We start from the raw sequence: 20,218 nt of genomic DNA, 5'->3' as shown, positions 1-20,218 counted from the left end.
ACACCGTAGAACAGCCTTGTACGGCGTACAACGCGGTTTTTCCGGGCACGGCGAAGGGCGGTGACCGGGGAGGTCACCGCCCTTGTGCCGGTCAGGAGTCGGTCAGCTGCTGCTGGCCTTCTGCGTGAGGTCGTAGAAGGTGGACGAACCGACCGTCACCTTCTTGAAGTTCTTCTCGACCCACGAGGTGATCTGCGAGGACGTGCCGCTGCTGCTGCCGCCCATGCCACCGCCGGTGCCGGAGGAGATGAAGTAGTGGATCCTGCCGTCCGCCACGTACTCCCTGAACTGGGCCAGCGTCGGGGACGGGTCGGTGCCGTTGAAGCCGCCGATCGCCATCACCGAGTCGTCGGTGGCCAACTGGTAGCTCGCCGCGTTCTGGGCGCCGATGGCCGCCGCGACCCAGGTGTACTTCGAGGCGTCCGTCTCCAGCAGCTTCTTGGCCTCGGAGGTGACGGTCGCGCCGTTCAGCAGGCCGCCGCCGCCACCGCCGCCGCCCATGCCGCCGCCTTCGCCCATCTGACCACCGCCGGGGAAGCCGTTGCCGTTCTGCGTGCTGCTTCCGTTCCCGTTCTGGCCCTGGCCCTGCTGGTTCTGGCCCGGCATACCGCCGCCGAAGCCGCCGGTGCCGCCGGTGCCACCACCCGGGAAGCCGCCGGTGCCGTTCTGGCCCTGCTGGTTCTGGGTGCTGCCGTTGCCGCCCTGCTGGTTCTGGCCGCCCTGGCCGAAGCCACCGCCGCCGCCCATGCCGCCACGGCCGCCGCCCCTGCCGCCGAAGCCCATCATGCTCGCGCCCGCCGGGCCCGCCGTCGGGATGGAACCGGTGTGCGCGGAGTTCACGGTGCTGAGGGTGTACGCCGTCGGGCCCGCCAGCGCGGCCACCAGGCCCACCGCGGCCGCCCCGAGGGCGAGTTGACGGCTGATCCGGCCCGCGAAGATCAGGCCGAGCGCGGCGGCCAGACCGCCGATCAGGACCAGCCACTTCAGCCAGGGCAGGTAGGTGGAGGTGCGGTTGAGGAGGACGTAGCCCCAGACCGCGGCCGAGACCACGGCGGCGGCGAGGGTGATCGACACCCACAGCTCGGCGCGCTTCTCCCACAGCAGCCCGGCGCCCATGCCGACCACCGCGGCGATGTAGGGGGCGAGGGCGATCGTGTAGTACTGGTGGAAGATGCCCGCCATGTAGCTGAAGACCACCATGGTGATCAGCAGCGAGCCGCCCCAGACCAGGAACGAGGCCCGGGTCACCGAGGTCCGCTTCAGCCGGCGCGTCGCCACCAGGCCCGCGGCCAGCAGGATCAGCGCGGCCGGGAGCAGCCAGGAGATCTGGCTGCCGATCTCGGAGTTGAACATCCGGTCCCAGCCGGTGGCACCCCACTGCCCGGTGCCGGTGCCGCCGCCACCGCCGCCGACGCTGCCGGTCTCGTCGCCGCTGATCCGGCCGAGGCCGTTGTAGCCGAAGGTCAGCTCCAGGAAGCTGTTGTTCTGCGAACCGCCGATGTAGGGGCGGGAGGAGGCCGGCCACAGTTCGACGATCGCGACCCACCAGCCGGCGGAGACGATCAGCGCGCCGGTCGCGAGGGCCAGCTGGCCGATCCGCTTCTTCCACGTGTGCGGGCCGACGGCCGCGTACACGAAGGCCAGCGCCGGCAGGATCAGGAAGGCCTGGAGGGTCTTGGCGAGGAAGGCGAAGCCGATCGCCACGCCCGCCCACACCAGCCACTTCGTCTTGCCGTCCTCGACCGCGCGGACCACGAAGTAGCAGGCCAGCGCCATCAGCAGGGCCAGCATCGCGTCCGGGTTGTTGAACCGGAACATCAGCGCCGCGACGGGGGTGAGCGCGAGCACGGCGCCCGCGATCAGACCGGCCGCGGGGCTGAACCGGCGGCGCACGGAGGCGTAGACGACCGCGACCGTGCCGACGCCCATGAGGACCTCGGGGCCGAGGATCGTCCAGGTGTTCAGGCCGAAGATCCGGGCCGCGATCTCCATCGGCCACAGGAACGCCGAGGGCTTGTCGACGGTGATCGCGTTGCCCGCGTCCAGCGAGCCGAAGAACAGCGCCTTCCAGCTCTTGGTGCCCGCCTGGACGGCGGCCGAGTAGAAGGAGTTGGAGTAGCCGTTGACGCTCAGGTTGTAGAAGTAGAGCACCGCGGTGACGAGCAGCAGGCCGAGGAAGGCCGGGCGCGCCCAGCGGGGGTCCTCGGGGCGGCCGCGCCAGAGTCTGCGGGCGAAGGGCTGCCGGGGCTCGCCCGAGCCCGCCTGCGCCGCCGGGACGTCCTGGCCGTCCGGCGCCTGCTGGGGCGGCGAGGGAGCCGTGGGGGCCGCCGGGCCCCACTGGGTCGGACGGTCGGTGTGGGTGCTGCTCATCGGGGATCCCCCGGATCGGTGTCATGGGGGCGCACCGGCTGCAACTGCATGGTGGCGTCCCTCCAGGTCCCGTCCGCGGCTTCACCGGCGCGGAGTTGGGTGGTCATGGTGGAGCCCTGGGCGTAGGGCTGGTGCGCCGGGCGGTGCGGCAGCGGGCCCTGCTGCTGGTGTCCGCCGGGGGCCGTGGTGTACGTCGGCGACGACGGGCTGTGGCCGGCCACCACCGTGGAGGAGTCCGGCCGGCCGCCGTCGCGGTCCGGGAAGACCCAGGCGCGGAACAGCAGGAAGCGCAGGACGGTCGCGGCGAGGTTGGCGGCGACCAGCACCGCCAGCTCGGTGGAGTGCGCGGGGTCGCTGCTCGCCGCGTTCAGGGCGGCGAGCGAACCGCTGGTCAGCGCCAGCCCGATGCCGAAGACGACCAGACCCTGCGCCTGGTGGCGGACCGCCCCGCCCCGGCCGCGCACCCCGAAGGTCAGGCGCCGGTTGGCGGCCGTGTTGGCGACGGCCGACACCAGCAGCGCGAGCGCGTTGGCGATCTGCGAGCCGCAGAACTGCCGGAAGAGGCTGTAGAGCACCAGGTAGAAGAGGGTCGACAGAGCGCCGACCACGCAGAAGCCGACGAGCTGGCGGGCCAGGCCCTTCGGCACGTCCTGGATGTCGCGGTCGCGCGGGTCGTCGCCGAACGGGCGGGCGACCCGGTCCAGCGGCAGCGAACCGGTGGCCAGCGCCTTGCCGACCCGCCACACGCCCTTGAGGTCGTCGGTGGCCGTCTTCACGATGTGCACGGTCGAGTTCGGGTCGTCGACCCAGTCGACCGGCACCTCGTGGATGCGCAGGCCCGCGCGCTCGGCGATCACCAGCATCTCGGTGTCGAAGAACCAGCCGGTGTCCTCGACCATCGGCAGCAGCACCTGCGCGACATCGCGCCGGATCGCCTTGAAGCCGCACTGCGCGTCCGAGAAGCGGGCCTGCAGCGAGCCGCGCAGGATCAGGTTGTACGAGCGGCTGATGAACTCCCGCTTGGCGCCGCGCACCACGCGCGACGAGCGGGCCAGCCGGGAACCGATCGCCAGGTCGGAGTGGCCGGAGATGAGCGGCGCCACCAGGGGCAGCAGCGCGTTCAGGTCGGTCGACAGGTCGACGTCCATGTACGCGAGGATCGGCGCGTCCGAGGCCGACCAGACGGTCCGCAGCGCACGGCCGCGGCCCTTCTGCTCCAGCCGGAACGACCTCACCTCGGCGATCTCCGCCTCAAGGCGCTGTGCCACCTGGGGGGTGGTGTCCGTGGACGCGTTGTCGGCGATGGTGATGCGGAACGCGTACGGGAAGGTGCGCTTGAGGTGGTCATGCAGTCTGACGACGCATGGGCCGAGGTCCTTCTCCTCGTTGTAGACGGGGATCACTACGTCCAGGACAGGCGTACCGGCGTCTCCGGCCGGGAGGTGCTCCCGCGCCGGCAGGGTGCCGGGAGAAGAGTCGGTTCGCATGGCAACGACTCTGGTCAAGCGTCCTGTTGCACCCATGTGGTGGCACTGTGCTGCGCCTGTGAGTGCGATTGCCAGTTCGTTTCGGGAGTCGGCTGAGGAGCCACCGGGGCAAGCGCGGGCAGATACAGGGTGAACACCGTGCAGCCGGGGACGCTGTCCACGGTGACGGCACCGCCGTGCGCGGACGCGACGGCCTGCACGATGGCGAGCCCCAGGCCGGTGGACCCGGTGGATCGCGACCGCGCGGAGTCGCCGCGCGCGAACCGCTCGAAGACGTGCGGCAGCAGATCCGGCGGAATGCCCTGCCCGTTGTCCTCGACGTCCACGCACATCCAGGGGCCGCGCCGCTGGATACGGGCGGTGACGGTCGTCCCCGGCGGGGTGTGCTTGCGCGCGTTGCCGAGCAGGTTGACCAGCACCTGCTGGATACGGGCCGCGTCGGCGGCCACCAGGGCCGGCTCGTCGGGCAGGTCAAGGCGCCAGTTGTGGTCCATGCCGGCCGCGCGCGAGTCGCTGATGGTGTCGACGACGAGCGGGATGAGGTCGGTGTGCTCGAACTGCAGCGGACGGCCCGCGTCCAGCCGGGCGAGCAGCAGCAGGTCCTCGACGAGGAGGGTCATCCGGCCGGCCTCGGACTCGATACGGCCGAGGGCGTGCCGGGTGTCGGGCCCGACCTCCTCCCGGCCGCGCCGGGTCAGCTCGGCGTAACCGCGGATGGAGGCGAGCGGGGTGCGCAGCTCGTGACTGGCGTCGGCGACGAACTGCCGTACCCGCATCTCGCTCTGCTGGCGGGCGTGCAGGGCGCCGTGCACGTGGTTGAGCATGCGGTTGAGCGCGGCGCCGACCTGGCCGACCTCGGTGTGCGGGTCGCACTCCGACTCCGGGACCCGCTCGCTGAGGTTGACCTCGCCGGTGTGCAGGGGGAGTTCGGAGACGCGGGTGGCGGTGTTGGCGACCCTGCGGAGCGGACGCGTGGCCACGCCGACCATGACGGTGCCGGCGAGGGAGGCGGCGATCAGGCCGGAGAGGGTGAGGCTGATCTCGACGATGATCAGGGTGTTGATCGTGCCATCCACGTCGGAGGTCGGGATGCCGACGTAGAAGGTGCCGTTGTTGCCCTTGACGTACTGGGCCTGGTACGTGCCGAGGCCCGGGATGTCGACCGTGTGCGGCCGCTCGTCCTGGGCGACGGAACCGAGCGCCTTGGTCTGGGCCTCGGTGAGGCCGTCGGGGGTCATCTGGGTGTAGCCGGCGGAGTTGTTCTCCTTGGTACCGACCTTGCCGCTGGTGATCGACCCGTTCTCGACCTGGGCCGCGATGGTCTTCTGCGGCTGCGGCCCCTGGGTGACGAAGTCGCCGAGGGTCTTCGTCTGGTTCGGCTTGAGCTTGTTGGCGTTGCCGGCCGGGGGGCTGCCCTTGCCGTCGAAGCCGCCCACGGGTCCGCCGGCCGCGCGCAGCGCGACCTCGCGCAGGTTGCTGTTCAGCTGCCCGTACAGGTGGTCCCGCAGCACGAGCGTGGTGACGGTCCCGATCACCGCGCAGACCACGGCGATCAGGGTCACGGACACGACGACGAGCCGGGTCCGCAGGGTGCGCGGCTGTGCTGCTCGTCGCTTCTGCGCACGCGGCCGTCGTCGCCCGCTCATGACGCGGCGGGCTTGATCAGGTAACCGGCCCCACGCCGGGTGTGGATCATCGGCTCCCGGCCGGCGTCTATCTTCCTGCGCAGGTACGAGATGTAGAGCTCGACCACATTGGCCTGCCCGCCGAAGTCGTACGACCACACCCGGTCCAGGATCTGGGCCTTGCTGAGCACGCGCCGCGGATTGCGCATCAGGAAGCGCAGCAGCTCGAACTCGGTGGCGGTGAGGTGGATCGAATCCCCGGCCCGCGAGACCTCGTGGCTGTCCTCGTCCAGGGTCAGGTCGCCGACGACGAGCACCGAGTCCGACCGCCGGTCGGCGGCGCCGGAACGCCGGATCAGCCCGCGCAGCCGCGCCACGACCTCTTCGAGGCTGAAGGGCTTGGTGACGTAGTCGTCGCCGCCCGCGGTGAGACCGGCGATCCGGTCCTCGACCGCGTCCTTCGCGGTGAGGAACAGCACCGGCACGTCGGGCAGCTCGCGCCGCAGGCGACCGAGAACGGTGAGGCCGTCCATGTCGGGCAGCATCATGTCGAGGACGACGGCGTCGGGCCGGAACTCCCGGGCGGTCTGGATGGCACCCGTGCCATCACCCGCGCTCCGGATCTGCCAGCCCTCGTAACGCAGGGCCATGGACAGGAGTTCGGTGATCGACAGCTCGTCGTCCACCACAAGCACTCGGACGGGGCTCCCGTCCGGCCTCAGCAGTTCGGTGCGCCCCTGGGGCGAGGTCGTGGTCATGATGGACACCTTGTCCGGGTCCTCTGAGAACACGCTTTCACTAATCTGTGATTTCCCTAAGAAACACACAGGCACCTCTCAGGGAACGCCTGGGAATCCCATCACATGCGCACGAACTCGCGACCACGCCCGCCCCCGGCTGTGCGGATCATGTACGTCCGGTGTGCGCCCCGGCCCGCTGATGAAACCTCGATGAACCGCTGATGAGAGCGTACCGGGGTGGATGGTCGGGCGCCCGTCGGGTGGCTGCGGGTGGACCTTGGCAGGTCCTCCTCGGGGATCTTTCCCGGGTGTTCGGCACGGGTCAGAACAGCCCCTCCTGGGGTGCGGTGAACTCCCGGACGGGTACGCCGAGTTCACCCTCGTCCCCCGCTCCGGCGGCGGTCAGCTCCCACCCGGGCAGCAAGCGCGTGTCGAGGACGACGACCCCTCGCCGGGTGGCGAGATGCAGATCCGGCCCGGCGGCCGCGACGAGTTCACCGCTCACCCCGCCACCCGGGACCAGCTCGGCCACCTCGCCGACGGCGGCGGGCGCCCCGTCCAGCCCGAACACCCGCACATGGTCGACGACTTGGCAGGGCTCGGGAACGAGCGCCTCGGGCCAGGCCCCGAGCGCCAGCGCCCGCGCATGCAGTACGACGACCTCGGCGGCACGCTCGGCATCGCTTGCCGGCAGGGCGGCCCGTACGACGCGCTTGTCGCCGTAGGGAATGCGGTCGGGAACCTTGAGCGCGGCCCGCAACAGCTCCTCGGTCCGCCGCGCGGCCATCAACGGCCCGGCGCCCAGCCAGCTGAAGCACACAGCCCCCTGCTCCAGCAGCCGCGCCGGCCCGCGCTCCACCGCGGTGATCCCGACCTTGACCATGCCGGGCCCGAACCACGCCAGATACACGTGGTACGGCCGAGGATCATCGGCGATACCGTCGGCGGCCACGGAGTGCGCCCGGTCCAGCCGGGCACACTCTTCGCAGCGCGCACCGGTACTGCGCGCGGACACGGATGCCCGTACCGCGCAGGGATGCCCCCGCGCTCCCACGCACTCCCGCACAGCTCCGTCGGCCGTCCTGAAGGCGACGCGCTTCCCCGGCCCGAGCACACTGCGCCGCCCGCCGCTCCACACCAGCACGGGCCCGCCGTCCGACCACCGCAGCCCCGAGCATTTCCACACCTGTGCCATCACTCGCGAGCGTAGAGGGCGGCACTGACAACGGGGCGGGACGGGGGATTTGGAAGTGGGTGCCGGCTCCAGGTGGGTGCCGGCTCCAGGTGGGTACCGGCTCCAGGTGGGTACCGGCTCCAGGTGGGTACCGGCTCCTGATCAGCCGCCGGTCCGGGCGGTCGCCGGCTCGGCCTCACCGGTGGCCGTCACCGGCTCGAGCACGGACCCGGTACGTCGTCCCCGGCCCGCCAGCCGGCACCCCACGCATCCCAGGTGGCCGTCGCGTGCGCTGGTGTCACGGGCTCCGAGGGCCCACTGCGTCCGGGGCCGGGGGCCGGGCGGCTTGCCCCAGCCGGCGAGGTGCAGATACCAGGTGACCAGGATGCTCGCGGCACCCACCGCGCCCCCTCCGACCAGGGCGGGGACCGAGACGGCACACACCCCCCAGCCCAGCAGACCGCTTCCGACGGTCGCGATCGCGGTACCCGTCCACCCGGCGACCGTGTGACCTTCATCGTGCAGACTCACGTACCCGCCTCCCCTTCGTAGGCAGCGGAAACTTCACTGGCAGCAGGAACCCAACGTCCGGCGTCTGGACGACGACTCGACTAGAATCCCTCACAGGCTAAGAAATTTACCTTCTATATCTCTCACGCACTAAGGGATTCGGCGAATCTCCGAGAATCGACGGATCTTCGAGGATCGGCGGGTCTTCGGGGATCGACGGATCTACGGGGATCCGCGAACCCCCAAGGAATCGGGAACGACCATGCTCGGCAAGCCGCGACCGCCCGCGGACCCCGCCCGCGCCCTGTCCGCGATGGACCATCTCATCGCGGCCCATGTGATCGGCCAGCAGGAGCTGGCCCGTCGGCTCGGGGTCAACGTCACGGACCTCACCTGCTTCGGCTTCGTCCTGGAGGCCGGCGAGGACCTGCTGACGGCGGGCGACCTGGCCGCCCGCGCCCATGTGACGACGGGCGCGGTGACGGGCATCCTCAACCGCCTGGAACGCGCGGGCTACGTGACCCGGCGCTCCGACCCCGACGACCGCCGCCGGGTCCGCGTGGCCGCGGTCCCGGACGCGGTCAGCCGCGTCGAGGCGGTGTACGCCGGCCACTACAGACGCCTCACGGACCTGTTCGCCGACTACACCCCCGACGAACTGGCCACCCTCACCGACTGGTTCACCCGCGCGACGGAGCTGGCCCACGAGTACCTGGAACGGCTGAACCGCAACGGCTCCAAGGACTCCGCCGACTGCGGCGACTCCACGGAGCCGTGCTGAGTCCTCCCCCCGGTAGAGCAGCCGTGTCCACCCGTTTTCCACCCTGCTTCCACCCATGGGTCCAAGTGCCGGACGGGGTCGGAACCGGATAGTCGGGGCATGACGATTTCCGACTGGATCATCGATGTGGCGCTCATCCTCGTGGTCATCAAGCAGATGCGGGAGGAGCGGCTGACGGCCTTCAGGCTGCTGCTGCCCCTGGGCCTGATCACCTGGGTGGCGACGAGCTACCTGCACGACATTCCGACAGCGGGCCACGACCTCTCCCTCATCGCGGCGTTCGCCGGAATCGGCATCGCCTGCGGCGTGGCCGGGGGCCTGCTCACCCGGGTCCGCTTCGCGGACGGGCACGTGCGGGTCAAGGCGACCCTGGGCGCGGCGGCCCTGTGGGTGCTCAGCATGGGCTTCCGACTGGGCTTCGCGATCTGGACCTCCCACCCCTCCGGCGAGAGCCGCATAGCCCACTTCTCCGCCACCCACCACATCACTGGCGGACAGGCATGGGTCGCCGCGCTGGTCCTCATGGCCGTCAGCGAGGTCGTCATCCGCCTGGGCATCATCGTCGTACGCGGCCAGTCACTCCGCGGCCGCGAGCGCACCCGCGTCCTCACCACGGCGTGAGCCGTGCAGGGCGGCCCACGGACCGGCCGCCACCGCCACGACCCCCGGCCCCCCTCAGGACCAAGGCAGTTGGACGGCACCGCCGACACGGGCGACGACCACTACCGCATCCGCGCCCACTGCACGCCGCCGGCCAAGGGCGCCCAGACCGGCAGCACCTGGACCGGCTGGACCTACCTCACGGTCCGCCCCGGCAGCCCCTCGTAAGCCCCAGCCCCTCGGCTGCCCCACCCCGAAACGCCAAAGGCCCCGGACCTGAACCGGGGCCTTTGCTGTCGGTTGCCGAAGCTGAGACGTTGGGGGCGGTAACGGGCGCCGGCTCCGCCCCGCCCTTCCCGGGCGTCCAGACGCCCGCACTCCTCGCAGCACCGCAACGCCGCGACACTCGGCGGTCAGCTGTCGAACAGGCCGCTAGGCGGCCTCGGGCCGCGCCGCACGTGTGCCCGGGGCGGGCTCCTGTGCGTCCTCGGACCAGGAGATCTCGTCTTCTCCGAAGTCCGGGGCCTGGAAGGGCCTTGTCGTCGGAGGCGGTGATACAGCGGTGGAACGGCGGGGTTGCCCTTCCAGGGCGGAGAACAGCGACGTCGAGTCGATGAGAGGTCTGCCTTTCGTTACAGGTCCCTGACGGGGCCTGGCGTGCCGCGACCGGGCACGGCGGTCCTACAGCTTGGTCATCTTGGCGTACGGGCTCAGGATCCGCATTTGCGCCGAACCGAAGTCCACGAGCGCGGCGGTTCCCTCTTCGATGCCGATGACCCGGCCGAGGCCGTACACATCATGGGTGACCTGATCGCCCATGGCGAAGTGCTTGGGAGCCGGTGCGACCGGTGCTTTGAAGGGGCTGGTAGGCAGGTGACGCTTCGGTGCCGCAGGCTTTGTCATGGCTCAGTATGAGCCTACGCGCGGCCCATTTGCTGTGGCCGTCGGCACAGATCCAGAAGCGAACCATCGCGCCGGACCCCTGACCTGGTGTTTCGAGACCTTGTGAGGAGTTCCCCTCCCGCGGGATTGACCGATCCGCGCGCGACGCGCTGCGGGCCGGCCCCCGCACTCCCGTGTGCGCCCCCCGCCCGGCCACTCCCGTTTGTGCCCCGCACCCGGCTCAGGGGATCAAGGAGCCGATCAGCAGGACGAGTGGCAGCAAGATCAGAGGAACCGACATCAGCCGACCCATACGCCAGGATGTCGTTGAACCTCAGGGCCAGTGGCAGACGCACGCCCTCGAAACAACAAAGACCCCGGAATGATCCGGGGTCTTTGCTCTGTGTGCACTCGGCAGGATTCGAACCTGCAACCTTCTGATCCGTAGTCAGATGCTCTATCCGTTAAGCTACGAGTGCTTGTTCTCTTGCTTTTTTGTCTTTGCTTCCGGCCCTTCCGGCCCGCTCGCGGCGACAGGAAGAACATTACATGACTGCCGCCGCCATGTGAAATCCGTTAGGTGCACCCGTTGTGACCTGCAGAAACGCCATATCTCGGGGTCCTGCACGCACCGGCCGACGGGAGCGGCGGTGATCACCGCGGAGCGAAGGCAGAGCCGCAAACGACTCAGGGAGCCCTGACCGAAAATGGTCGAGCTCCCTGAGACAGGTGCGGAGGCGGAGGGATTTGAACCCTCGATGGGCTTTAAGACCCAAACCGCATTAGCAGTGCGGCGCCATAGACCGGACTAGGCGACGCCTCCCGCACAGCCGCCCGCGCGAGCGCGAGTGGTGCGTGCAGATGATGACACAGTCGAGCGTGCTGTCACCAATCGGCTCCCACGGTACTAGGCAGCCTGGCCGCAGGGCAAAGCCCTTCCCGTCGTCGGGGCGCGCCGCAACGTCCGGGCGGCCGGCGCGTTGGGCACGGCATGTCTCACTTCGCCGTGCGGGGCGCCCTCGGGGCCGTCGCCGCCGTTCTCGGATCCGTCCCCGCCCTGCCCGCCTCCGCCGCCGCCGTCCAGGACGATCACCTCACCGTCACGGTCCGGCACGCCGGGGACGGGCGGGACGGCACGTACGAGCTGTCCTGCCATCCCGGCGCCGGCAGTCACCCGGACGTGAGCGGGGCCTGCCAGTCGCTCGACCGGAACACGCGCTGGGGACGGGACACCTTCGCCCCGGTCGCTCCCGGCACCGCCTGCACCATGCTGTACGGCGGTCCCGCCACCGCCCATGTCACCGGCACCTGGGCCGGCCGCCCGGTCGACGCGACCTACGACCGCAGCAACGGCTGCGAGATCGGACGCTGGAACCGCATGGTGCCCCTCCTGCCCGACCTGGGTTCCTAGGGCCCGGCGGCCCCGTCGCCCCTGGAGCGATCCAGCCGTCAGGACGGCACAGCGGTCACATGGCGGAGGCCCCGCTCCCGTAAAAGTCTCGCGGAGGTACGGCGGAGGTGAGGCGTGTCGGTCACATGTTCACCGTCACTTCGTCGTGCGACCTCCCTCTCATCCGGCGCCGTGAGCGCAATCGGTGCCTTTAGACTCCCTCGCGTGACACGCCGCGGGCCGGTTGGCAAGATGGCTCGAGCGGTCGGCAAGGTGCGGTAACAGGGAGGAAGCGTCTCGTGAGCAGCAGGCCATCCCGAGGCGCTGCTCGCCTCGCAGCCATACTCGATGCGCTGCCGGATGCGTTGGTGCTGGTCAACGCCAACGGGACCGTCGTCAACGCGAACACGATCGCTCTGGAGGCGTTCGAGGCACCGGGTACCGCGCTGGTCGGGCGAGGGCTGCTGGATCTGCTGCCGCAGTTCGACTCCCGGCTCATCCCGGGGTCCATGCGGCGGCCCGATCACATGGATCCGCGCGGGCGTACCAAACCGACCCGGATGGTGGCGCGACGGACCGACGGCTCGGAGTTCCCGGTCGAGGTCACCAGCGCCAACCTGGAGAACGGACAGCAGGCGTACGACGGTTACGGCTACGGCGCCGACGAGCTGCTGATGCTGGTCGTGCGCGACCTGACCGGCACCGTGGACACCGAGGCCGAACTGGCCCGCTCGCAGCGGCAGACCGAGATGATCCTGCGGGCCGCGAGCGAGGGTGTCGTAGGGACGGACACCGACGGGCGGATCGTGCTTGTGAACCCGGCCGCCGCTCAGATACTGGGATACCGGGCCGGCGAGCTGGGCGGCAAGCAGCTGCACGATCTGGTGCTGCACGCGCGCGCGGACGGCTCGCCCTTCCCGTACGCCGAGTCGCCGCTCGCCGACACCCTGCGCTCCGGGCGCAAGCACCGGGTGCGCGGCCAGGTGCTGTGGGCCAAGGGCGACAAGAAGGTGCCGGTCGATCTGACGACCGCGCCGGTACGCGACGGCGACCAGCTCGTCGGCGCCGTGATGACCTTCACCGACCGGCGTCCGTACGACGACCTCGCCGAGGAGAAGGACGCCCTGGAGAAGGCGCACGCCGAAGAGCTGGATCGGCTCTCCGAGGAGCACGCCTCCGATCTGACCGCACTGCGCCAGAAGCACGTCACCGAGGTCGAGGAGCTGCGCGAGCGGCAGGCCGAGGAGCTGGCGTCCGGCGAGGAGCGGTACGCGGCCCTCGGCGAGCGCGAGAAGGACCGGTACGAGGCCCTCTCCGGGCGTCACGAGCAGCTGCTGACCCTGCTCGCGCAGTCGCTGCGCGGCCCGCTCGACGAGCTGCGCCGGGAACTGGCCGCGCTCGCCGCCGACGACGCCGGGCAGCTGTGGCCCGAGGCCAACCAGGTACTCCATCACCTTTCGGCCGGTTACTCGCGCATCACCCAGCTCATCGACAACGTGCTCGGCTACCAGGCGCTGGACGCCGGGACCGAGGACATCCACCGCACCAAAGTGATGCTGGACGCGGTCGTCGCCGCCGGTGTGGACGGGGCGGTGGAGCTGATCGGGCCCGGGCGGGTCCAGTTCGCCGTGCACGCGCCGCCCATCGAGGCCGAGGTGGATCCGCAGCGGCTCGCCGTCGCGCTCGCCCATCTCGTCGCGGACGTGGCGGGTGTCGACGCGACCGGCAACGCGCCCGTCTCCGCCGGCGGCTACATGGACAACACCGTGGTGGTCGCGGCGGCGCAGCGCGGTGAGGTCGTCCGTATCGAGGTGCGCGGGCCCTACCCCGGGGGCGACCCGGTGCACGAGCCGATCGTGCGCGGGATCGTGCGCGCGCACGGCGGTGTGCTGCAGACGCACGAGGTGCCCGGCATGAGCGGCAGCGCGTTCGTCCTGGAGGTGCCGATCGGCGGCGGCGCCGGGGCCGTGCCCCCTCCGGTCGGTACGGCGGTGGCCCTGATGCCTGCCGTCGACGACAGCGGTGCCGGTGGGCGGCGGCGGGCCCGGCGGCCCTCCGTGGACGCCTTCCTGGAGAGCGACGTGCCCGGCGGCGAGGGCGGCGAGGGCGAGGTCCCGGCCGTGGCACCGACCGGGCGGCGGCGTCGGCGTGCCGCCGAGGCGGCGGCCCTGGAGAGCGGGCCCGCCGCGATCGAGAGCGCCGCGAGCATCGAGAGCGCGGAGTCGGCGTCCGGCGGTACCGGGCGGCGGCGCGGACGACCGGCCGACGCGGACGCCGGCGGAGACCCGGGGGCCGCCGGTGTCGCCGGCGTTTCCGAGGGTGCCGTGGTGACGGCGGCCGAGCAGGGCGCCGGTACGGCTGCCGCGGGTACGGGGCTCGGTGGCACCGTTCCGCCGCAGGGCGTGCCCGCGCCGGCTGCGGGGCGACGCGCCCGGCGTGAGCCCGACGAGCGGCAGGCACTGCCGCCGGCGCTGCCCGCACCCGCTGCGGCTGCGGCTGCGGCTGCGGCTGCGGCGCAGGACGACGAGGGGCAGCCGAGCGGGCGGCGGCGCCGTGCGCTGGCCGCGGCGGCCGAGCGGGCGGAGCAGCAGCAGGCGGGCCCCCGCCCGGTCTTCGCGCTGCCGCCCGCCGAGGCCGACCGCGCCCCCGAGCCGGTCGCGGTGGCGGGTGAGGAGGGCCGGCACGACGCCGTGGCGCACGACCAGGCCGAGGACCACACCCCGCCGCAGCCGCACCCCACCAACGCGCCGACGGGCCGCCGCCGACGGGCCGTGGGCCAGCCCGAGGAGGCCGCGCCGGCCGTTGTGCCGACGGTGCCCGCGCAGGCGAGCGCACCCGGCCAGCCCGGTCAGTCGGTTCCGCCGGGGCAGCTTCCGCCCGGCCAGCCCGGCCAGCCCGGCCAGCCCGGCCAGGGCATCCCGGCCCAGGCCGGACCCGCGGCCCAGGTCGCCGCACCGTCCGGCATCCCCGCCGCCCCGGCGGCCGCCGGTCAGCAGCCCGTGCAGCCGGGGCAGCCCGGCCGGCCGGTTCCGCAGGCGCTGCCGGGCGCGGCCGCCGTACCGGCGCAGGCACAGCAGCCGCAGTCTCAGCCGCAGATCCCCGCTCCGGCGGCCCCGGGCCGGCCGACCCCGGCCCAGCCGGTGCCCGCGCAGCCCGCCCCGGCCGCTGAAGGCACCCCGGCCGGCGCCCAGCCGCTGCCGGCGGAGGCCGCGCCCGCGGCCCCCGTACCGCAGCAGTGGCCGGGCGGCGCCGACAAAGCCCCCGCGCCCGCCGCCCAGCCCGCCCGTGCCGCGCAGCCGCTGCCCGCCGAGGCGGCGGCGACGCCCGCACCGGCCGACCCGGACTCCACCCAGGGCCGGGCGTTCAGCGTGCGGACGCTGGGGCAGGGGGTGCCGTTCTCCCGGCAGGCCGCGCAGGTGCAGCAGCCGACGGCGACCCCGCCCCCGCACCAGCCGGGCGGCAACGGACGGCGGCGCAAGCTGGGCACACGCAAGGAGCAGCAGCAGCCCGAGCAGTCGGCCCGGCCGCATCCGCCGGCCGAGCAGCCGGTGGCCCAGCCGCTGCCCCAGCCGTCACTGGCCGGGCAGTCCCGGCTCACGGGCGCCACGGACGGCGCCGGACGGTCGTACGCGATAGGCGCACCGGACGTGAACGCCGCCGAAGGCCCGGAGCCGCTGGACGGCCCGGGCGGGGCGGTCGAGGTCGCGGATCCGCCGCGCCCGCAGCCGATGGACGACGAGCTGCCCCCGGAGCCGCTGGACAACCCGCGCCGGCTGCTGGTGTGGCCCGCGCCGGACGTCACCACCCAGCAGGCGCTGAGCGACCGCGGCTACCGGCCGGTGATCGTGCACTCCCGTGAGGAGGTCGACGCGCAGATCGCCGCGTTCCCGGCGGCGCTGTTCGTGGACCCGCTGACCGGGCCGATCACGCGGACCGCGCTGCAGTCGCTGCGGCAGGCGGCGGTGGCGGCCGAGGTGCCGGTGATGGTCACGGCCGGGCTGGGACAGGCGACGCGCGAGGCGGCGTACGGCGCCGATCCCGCCGTACTCCTGAAGGCGCTCGCGCCCCGGGACAGCGAGCAGCATCCGCCGCGGGTGCTGCTCATCGAGGAGCACGCGGAGATCGCCCTCGCCCTGACCGCGACGCTGGAGCGGCGTGGAATGCAGGTCGCGCGGGCGGCGAGCGACGCGGACGCGGTGACGCTGGCCGGGCAGCTGCGGCCGAACCTGGTGGTGATGGACCTGTTGCAGGTGCACCGCCGCCAGGCCGGCATCATCGACTGGCTCCGTGCGAACGGGCAGCTCAACCGGACGCCGTTGGTCGTCTACACGGCGGCCGTCGACCAGGCCGACCTGCCGCGGCTGGCGTCGGGGGAGACGGTGCTGTTCCTGGCGGAGCGGTCGACGAGTTCCGAGGTGCAGGACCGGATCGTGGATCTGCTTGCACGGATCGGTACGAATTAGGGGAGCGCTGTCGGGGAACTGCGGTCTGCCGGTCGCGGGTGGTTCGTGGCTGGTCGCCCACGCGGCGGTAGCCGCATGTCGAAGACAGCCCGCGCCCCTTACGGGGCGCTCCCGTGCGGGGTGTTTCAGCGAGATCCTGAGCGAAACTTGTGAACCCGACGCCCCGCACCTGATCACCCATGTCCTCACCACGGACGCCACCGTCGCCGACAGCGAGGTCACCGAGGCCGTCCACCACGGCATGGCACGGCGGGAGCTGCTGCCTGACGAGCACGACGTCGATGCCGGATACGTCACCGCCGCGCATAATCGTCACCGCCCGCGACGCGCACCGCGTCGAACTGCTGGGACCGGTCGGACTGGACACCTGCCACGAGAACCACGACGGCGAGCACTCCACACAGAGCGCGTTCACTGTCGACTGGGACGCCAAGAAGGCTGTCTGCCCCCAGGGCAAGGTCAGTGCCAGCTGGTCCGACCAGCGCAAGAGCAGCGGTACTCCCGTCTCGCGGGTGCACTTCACCGCTCAGGACTGCGCGGCCTGTCCGGTGCGGGGCAAGTGCACCAGGGCGTCGAACGGCAAGTGGGGCCGCAGCCCCACCCTGCTGCCCCGCGAGCAGCAACAGGTTCTCGACCAGCGCCGCCAAGAACAGCGAACCGAGGCGTGGAAGAAGCGGTACGACATCCGGGCCGGCGTCGAGGGCACGATCTCGCAAGCCGTCCGCCGCACAGGCATCCGCCACACCCGCTACACCGGGCAACGCAAGACCCACCTCGGCAACGTCCTCGCAGCCACCGCCGTCAACATCATCCGCCTCGACGCCTGGCTGAACGACACCCCCCTTGGCCCAACACGCACCTCCCGCCGGGCCGCACTCACCCTGGCAGCCTGATCACGGCCCCGTTTTTTGGGATTCCCCAACGGAGTCGTTTACGCCTGGGAGGAGTCGCATCGTGTGGTGGCGACGCGGAGCGTCGCAGTGTCAGGGAGTTCGGGCGCGGAGCGCCCGTAGGGCTGTCCGGCGGAGCCGGGCAATGCCGAACGTACGGTCGATGGGTCGCTGAATGGTGGGACAGGCGTGCGGAAGTCGTCTGTTTGTATGGACGGCTGCGTAACGTCGGGTCCCGTGAAGTTCACCGTGCAGGTCAAGCTGGCGCCGACGCCCGTACAGGCGGGGCGCTCGAGGCGACCCTGCACGCCTGCAACGAGGCGGCCGCCTGGGCGTCCGAGGTCGCCTTCGCCAGGGACGTGAAGCGGAACTTCGCACTGCGCGAGCACACCTACTCCGAGATCAGGCAGCGGTGGGCCTGGGCGCGCAGGCCGCCCAGCACACCATCAAGAAGACCTGTGACGCCTACACCACCCTCAAAGCGAACCTGAAGGCCGGGAACCTGGGCAAGCCGTGGTCCACACGTTACCGGCGGGCCACCGGGAAACCGATCACGTTCCGGCCCGAGGGCGCGCAGCCCTATGACGACCGGATACTGTCCTGGCAGATCACCGACCGGACCGTCTCCCTCTGGACCTGCTCGCGCGGAAGAGTTGTGGCGACGCGAGGCGCAGTCAACCGCCCCAGACCCACCCCCGAAACCGGGGCGTGGGACAGGACGCAAGCGCAGCACCACAGCCAGTGGCGCCCGCTGTGCAAGCCCAGGACTTTAGTCCCGGGTCGTTGACAGGCTGGTGATGTCCAGCTCGCCCTCGGCGTACTGCCGCCTGAGGACCTTCTTGTCGAACTTGCCGACGCTGGTCTTCGGCACCGCCGCCACCACCGTCCAGCGCTCCGGCAGCTGCCACTTCGCGATCTTGCCCTCCTCGGCGAGGAAGACGCGCAGGGTCTCGAAGGTGGCCGTGGAGCCCTCGCGCAGGACGACCGTCGCCAGCGGGCGCTCGCCCCACTTGTCGTCGGGGACGGCGACCACCGCGGCCTCGGCGACGTCCGGGTGGGACATCAGCGCGTTCTCCAGCTCGACCGAGGAGATCCACTCGCCGCCGGACTTGATGACGTCCTTCGCGCGGTCGGTGAGGGTGAGGAAGCCGTCGGGGGAGATGGTCCCGACGTCACCGGTCTTCAGCCAGCCGTCCTCGCTGAACTTGTCGGCGGGGCGCAGCGGGTCGGCGTCGGGGCCGTTGTAGTAGGCGCCCGCGATCCAGGGGCCGCGCACCTCCAGCTCGCCGGCCGACTCGCCGTCCCAGGGGAGGCGTTCGCCGCCGGGGCCGGTCAGCCGGGCCTGGACACCGGCCGGGAAACGGCCCTGGGTGAGGCGGTAGGCGAACTCCTCCTCCGTGCCCACGGCGTGGGCCGGCGGGCGGGAGACCGTGCCGAGCGGCGAGGTCTCGGTCATGCCCCAGGCGTGGCAGACCCGCATGCCCAGGCTGTCGAACGCGGCCATGAGGGAGGGCGGGCAGGCCGAGCCGCCGATGGTGACCTGGGTGAGCGAGGCCACGTCCCGGGGCCGGGCGGTGAGTTCGCCGAGCAGGCCCTGCCAGATGGTGGGGACCGCGGCCGCGTGCGTGGGCCGCTCCTTCTCGATCATCTCGGCGAGCGGGGCGGGCTGGAGGAAGCGGTCCGGCATGAGCAGGTTGACGCCGGTCATGAAGGTGGCGTGCGGCAGGCCCCAGGCGTTGACGTGGAACTGGGGCACGACGACCAGGGAGGTGTCCTGGTCCGTCAGGCCCATCGACTGGGTCATGTTGACCTGCATGGAGTGCAGGTAGATCGAACGGTGGCTGTACACCACGCCCTTGGGGTCGCCGGTGGTGCCGGAGGTGTAGCACATGGCGGCGGCCTGGCGTTCGTCGAGCTCCGGCCAGTCGTACGCCGTCGGCTTGCCGGCGATCAGGTCCTCGTACTCGTGTACGGCCACGGTCGCGCCGTCCAGCAGGGAACGGTCACCCGGGCCGGAGACCACGACGTGCCGCAACGGCTTCAGGTGGGGCAGCAGCGGGGCGAGCAGCGGCAGCAGCGAACCGTTGACGATCACGACCCGGTCGGCCGCGTGGTTCACGATCCAGGTCAGCTGTTCGGCGGGCAGCCGCAGGTTGAGCGTGTGCAGGACCGCACCCATGGAGGGAATCGCGAAGTACGCCTCGGTGTGTTCCGCGTTGTTCCACATGAGCGTGGCCACCCGGTCGTCGTCCTGGACTCCCAGGTCGTCGCGCAGGGCGTGGGCCAGCTGGGCGGCGCGGGCGCCGACATCGGCGAAGCTGCGCCGGTGCGGCTCGGCCTCGCCCGTCCAGGTGGTCACCTGTGACTCGCCGTGAACCCTCGACCCATGCGTCAGGATCGTGGAGATCAGCAGCGGTACGTCCTGCATGGTGCTCAGCACGGCGGTCCTCCCGGGGGCGACATTGCCTACTCGGTGGTAAAGGGGCTGCGCTGATTCTGCTCACATACCAGGCGGTATGTCACTAGGGGAGAGGCAACTAACACCGGCCGGCGGAGTCCGGTCGCTAGCGGGCGACGTCCAGCTCAGGGTCCTCGCGGAGCTTGCCGAGCGCACGCGACACGGCGGACTTCACCGTGCCCACCGACACCCCGAGCACCTCGGCCGTCTGCACCTCACTGAGGTCCTCGTAGTACCGCAGCACGACCATCGCCCGCTGCCGCGCGGGCAGCTTCATGATCGCCCGCCACATCGCGTCGCGCAGCGCCTGCCGTTCGGCCGGGTCGTCCCCGCCGCCACCGGGCTCCGGCTCGGGCAGTTCCTCGCAGACGAACTCGTCGACCCGGCGCTTGCGCCACTGCGAGGTCCTGGTGTTCAGCAGCGCCCGGCGCACATAGCCGTCGAGCGCCCGATAGTCCTCGATCCGCTCCCAGGCCACATACGTCTTGGCGAGCGCGGTCTGGAGGAGGTCCTCCGCGTCACTGGGGTTCGCGGTCAACGACCGGGCGGTGCGCAGCAGGACCGGCTGGCGAGCCCTGACGTACGACGCGAAGGACGGGTACGGCCGGGTCTGCCTCGCCGAGACAGCGGCGTCCGAAGCGCTGGTGCAGACGGGTGTGGTCATGGCTCCACGCTATGAGCGAACAGTGTGACGGCGGATCGGCCGCAGGTCCCGAAGGAGAGTCCGCCTCAGGTTGTAGGGGTGGGGCTGGCTACACCTCCTGAAGGTGGAGTACGCGGGCAGTCCTCCTGCGGGTTTACCCCTGAGGGGGCAGTAGGGCGAAGGCGGCGGACCACGCCCCGGCAGG

The 20,218-nt window shown here is 71.6% G+C and carries 15 protein-coding genes, 2 tRNA genes and 1 pseudogene; 7 read left to right on the top strand and 11 right to left on the bottom strand.

What is annotated here, in order from left to right; genetic code table 11:
• Positions 1–102: 102 nt before the first annotated feature.
• The 6 genes from AB0D59_RS02110 to AB0D59_RS02085 all read right to left on the bottom strand — a co-directional run bounded on the left by AB0D59_RS02110 (position 103) and on the right by AB0D59_RS02085 (position 7,927).
• The gene (locus tag AB0D59_RS02110; protein WP_362559611.1) at positions 103–2,370 is read right to left on the bottom strand and encodes a glycosyltransferase family 39 protein; all 2,268 of its coding nucleotides are present in this window, start codon (positions 2,368–2,370) and stop codon (positions 103–105) included.
• Positions 2,367–3,857, bottom strand: a complete 1,491-nt coding sequence (locus AB0D59_RS02105) for a bifunctional glycosyltransferase family 2/GtrA family protein (protein ID WP_362559609.1) — start codon at positions 3,855–3,857, stop codon at positions 2,367–2,369. Before AB0D59_RS02105 ends, AB0D59_RS02110 begins: the two co-directional genes overlap by 4 nt.
• A 14-nt stretch (positions 3,858–3,871) precedes the next feature.
• Complete coding sequence (locus AB0D59_RS02100; RefSeq protein WP_362559607.1) at positions 3,872–5,503, bottom strand: HAMP domain-containing sensor histidine kinase; 1,632 nt, start codon at positions 5,501–5,503, stop codon at positions 3,872–3,874.
• Complete coding sequence (locus AB0D59_RS02095; protein WP_234491525.1) at positions 5,500–6,240, bottom strand: response regulator transcription factor; 741 nt, start codon at positions 6,238–6,240, stop codon at positions 5,500–5,502. The genes AB0D59_RS02100 and AB0D59_RS02095 overlap by 4 nt, the downstream gene beginning before the upstream one ends.
• A gap of 304 nt (positions 6,241–6,544) precedes the next feature.
• A complete protein-coding gene (locus AB0D59_RS02090; protein ID WP_362559605.1) occupies positions 6,545–7,417 on the bottom strand; it encodes a DUF2797 domain-containing protein in 873 nt (290 codons plus the stop codon).
• Positions 7,418–7,558: 141 nt separating this feature from the next.
• Positions 7,559–7,927, bottom strand: a complete 369-nt coding sequence (locus AB0D59_RS02085; protein WP_362559603.1) for an HGxxPAAW family protein — start codon at positions 7,925–7,927, stop codon at positions 7,559–7,561.
• Between the two features lie 241 nt (positions 7,928–8,168).
• On the opposite strand from AB0D59_RS02085, the gene AB0D59_RS02080 reads away from it, so the two are divergent.
• The 3 genes from AB0D59_RS02080 (at position 8,169) to AB0D59_RS02070 (ending at position 9,515) form a co-directional block, all read left to right on the top strand.
• The gene (locus AB0D59_RS02080; protein WP_362559601.1) at positions 8,169–8,687 is read left to right on the top strand and encodes a MarR family transcriptional regulator; all 519 of its coding nucleotides are present in this window, start codon (positions 8,169–8,171) and stop codon (positions 8,685–8,687) included.
• Positions 8,688–8,786: 99 nt separating this feature from the next.
• Positions 8,787–9,308 (top strand): hypothetical protein, encoded by a 522-nt coding sequence (locus AB0D59_RS02075; protein WP_362559599.1) that lies wholly within the window; start codon positions 8,787–8,789, stop codon positions 9,306–9,308.
• A gap of 69 nt (positions 9,309–9,377) precedes the next feature.
• Positions 9,378–9,515: a hypothetical protein gene (locus AB0D59_RS02070; protein ID WP_362559596.1), complete on the top strand. Its 138-nt coding sequence runs from the start codon at positions 9,378–9,380 to the stop codon at positions 9,513–9,515.
• 453 nt (positions 9,516–9,968) lie between these two features.
• On the opposite strand, the gene AB0D59_RS02065 is transcribed toward AB0D59_RS02070, so the two are convergent.
• From AB0D59_RS02065 to AB0D59_RS02055, 3 genes are all read right to left on the bottom strand, one after another.
• On the bottom strand, positions 9,969–10,190 hold the full coding sequence (locus AB0D59_RS02065) for a hypothetical protein (RefSeq protein WP_351695681.1): 222 nt from the start codon (positions 10,188–10,190) through the stop codon (positions 9,969–9,971).
• 385 nt (positions 10,191–10,575) lie between these two features.
• Positions 10,576–10,648, bottom strand: a tRNA-Arg gene (locus tag AB0D59_RS02060).
• Positions 10,649–10,901: 253 nt separating this feature from the next.
• Positions 10,902–10,992, bottom strand: a tRNA-Ser gene (locus AB0D59_RS02055).
• Between the two features lie 168 nt (positions 10,993–11,160).
• Between AB0D59_RS02055 and AB0D59_RS02050 the strand changes: the two genes are divergently transcribed.
• From AB0D59_RS02050 to AB0D59_RS02035, 4 genes and pseudogenes are all read left to right on the top strand, one after another.
• Positions 11,161–11,580, top strand: coding sequence for an SSI family serine proteinase inhibitor (locus AB0D59_RS02050; RefSeq protein ID WP_362559594.1), 420 nt, complete (start codon positions 11,161–11,163; stop codon positions 11,578–11,580).
• 278 nt (positions 11,581–11,858) lie between these two features.
• Complete coding sequence (locus tag AB0D59_RS02045) at positions 11,859–16,022, top strand: PAS domain-containing protein (protein ID WP_362559592.1); 4,164 nt, start codon at positions 11,859–11,861, stop codon at positions 16,020–16,022.
• A 281-nt stretch (positions 16,023–16,303) separates the two neighbouring features.
• On the top strand, positions 16,304–16,915 hold the full coding sequence (locus tag AB0D59_RS02040) for a transposase (protein ID WP_362559591.1): 612 nt from the start codon (positions 16,304–16,306) through the stop codon (positions 16,913–16,915).
• Between the two features lie 234 nt (positions 16,916–17,149).
• A pseudogene (locus tag AB0D59_RS02035) lies at positions 17,150–17,567 on the top strand (RNA-guided endonuclease TnpB family protein); the annotation flags it as partial.
• Positions 17,568–17,681: 114 nt separating this feature from the next.
• On the opposite strand, the gene AB0D59_RS02030 reads toward AB0D59_RS02035, so the two are convergent.
• Together AB0D59_RS02030 and AB0D59_RS02025 are read right to left on the bottom strand one after the other, a co-directional pair.
• Positions 17,682–19,352, bottom strand: a complete 1,671-nt coding sequence (locus AB0D59_RS02030; RefSeq protein ID WP_362559589.1) for a long-chain fatty acid--CoA ligase — start codon at positions 19,350–19,352, stop codon at positions 17,682–17,684.
• A 124-nt stretch (positions 19,353–19,476) separates the two neighbouring features.
• Complete coding sequence (locus AB0D59_RS02025) at positions 19,477–20,034, bottom strand: SigE family RNA polymerase sigma factor (protein ID WP_362559587.1); 558 nt, start codon at positions 20,032–20,034, stop codon at positions 19,477–19,479.
• Positions 20,035–20,218: the final 184 nt, after the last annotated feature.

This window comes from Streptomyces sp. NPDC048417 (assembly GCF_040651615.1).
Lineage (GTDB): Bacteria > Actinomycetota > Actinomycetes > Streptomycetales > Streptomycetaceae > Streptomyces.
This window is presented reverse-complemented; position numbering and strand designations above follow the sequence as displayed.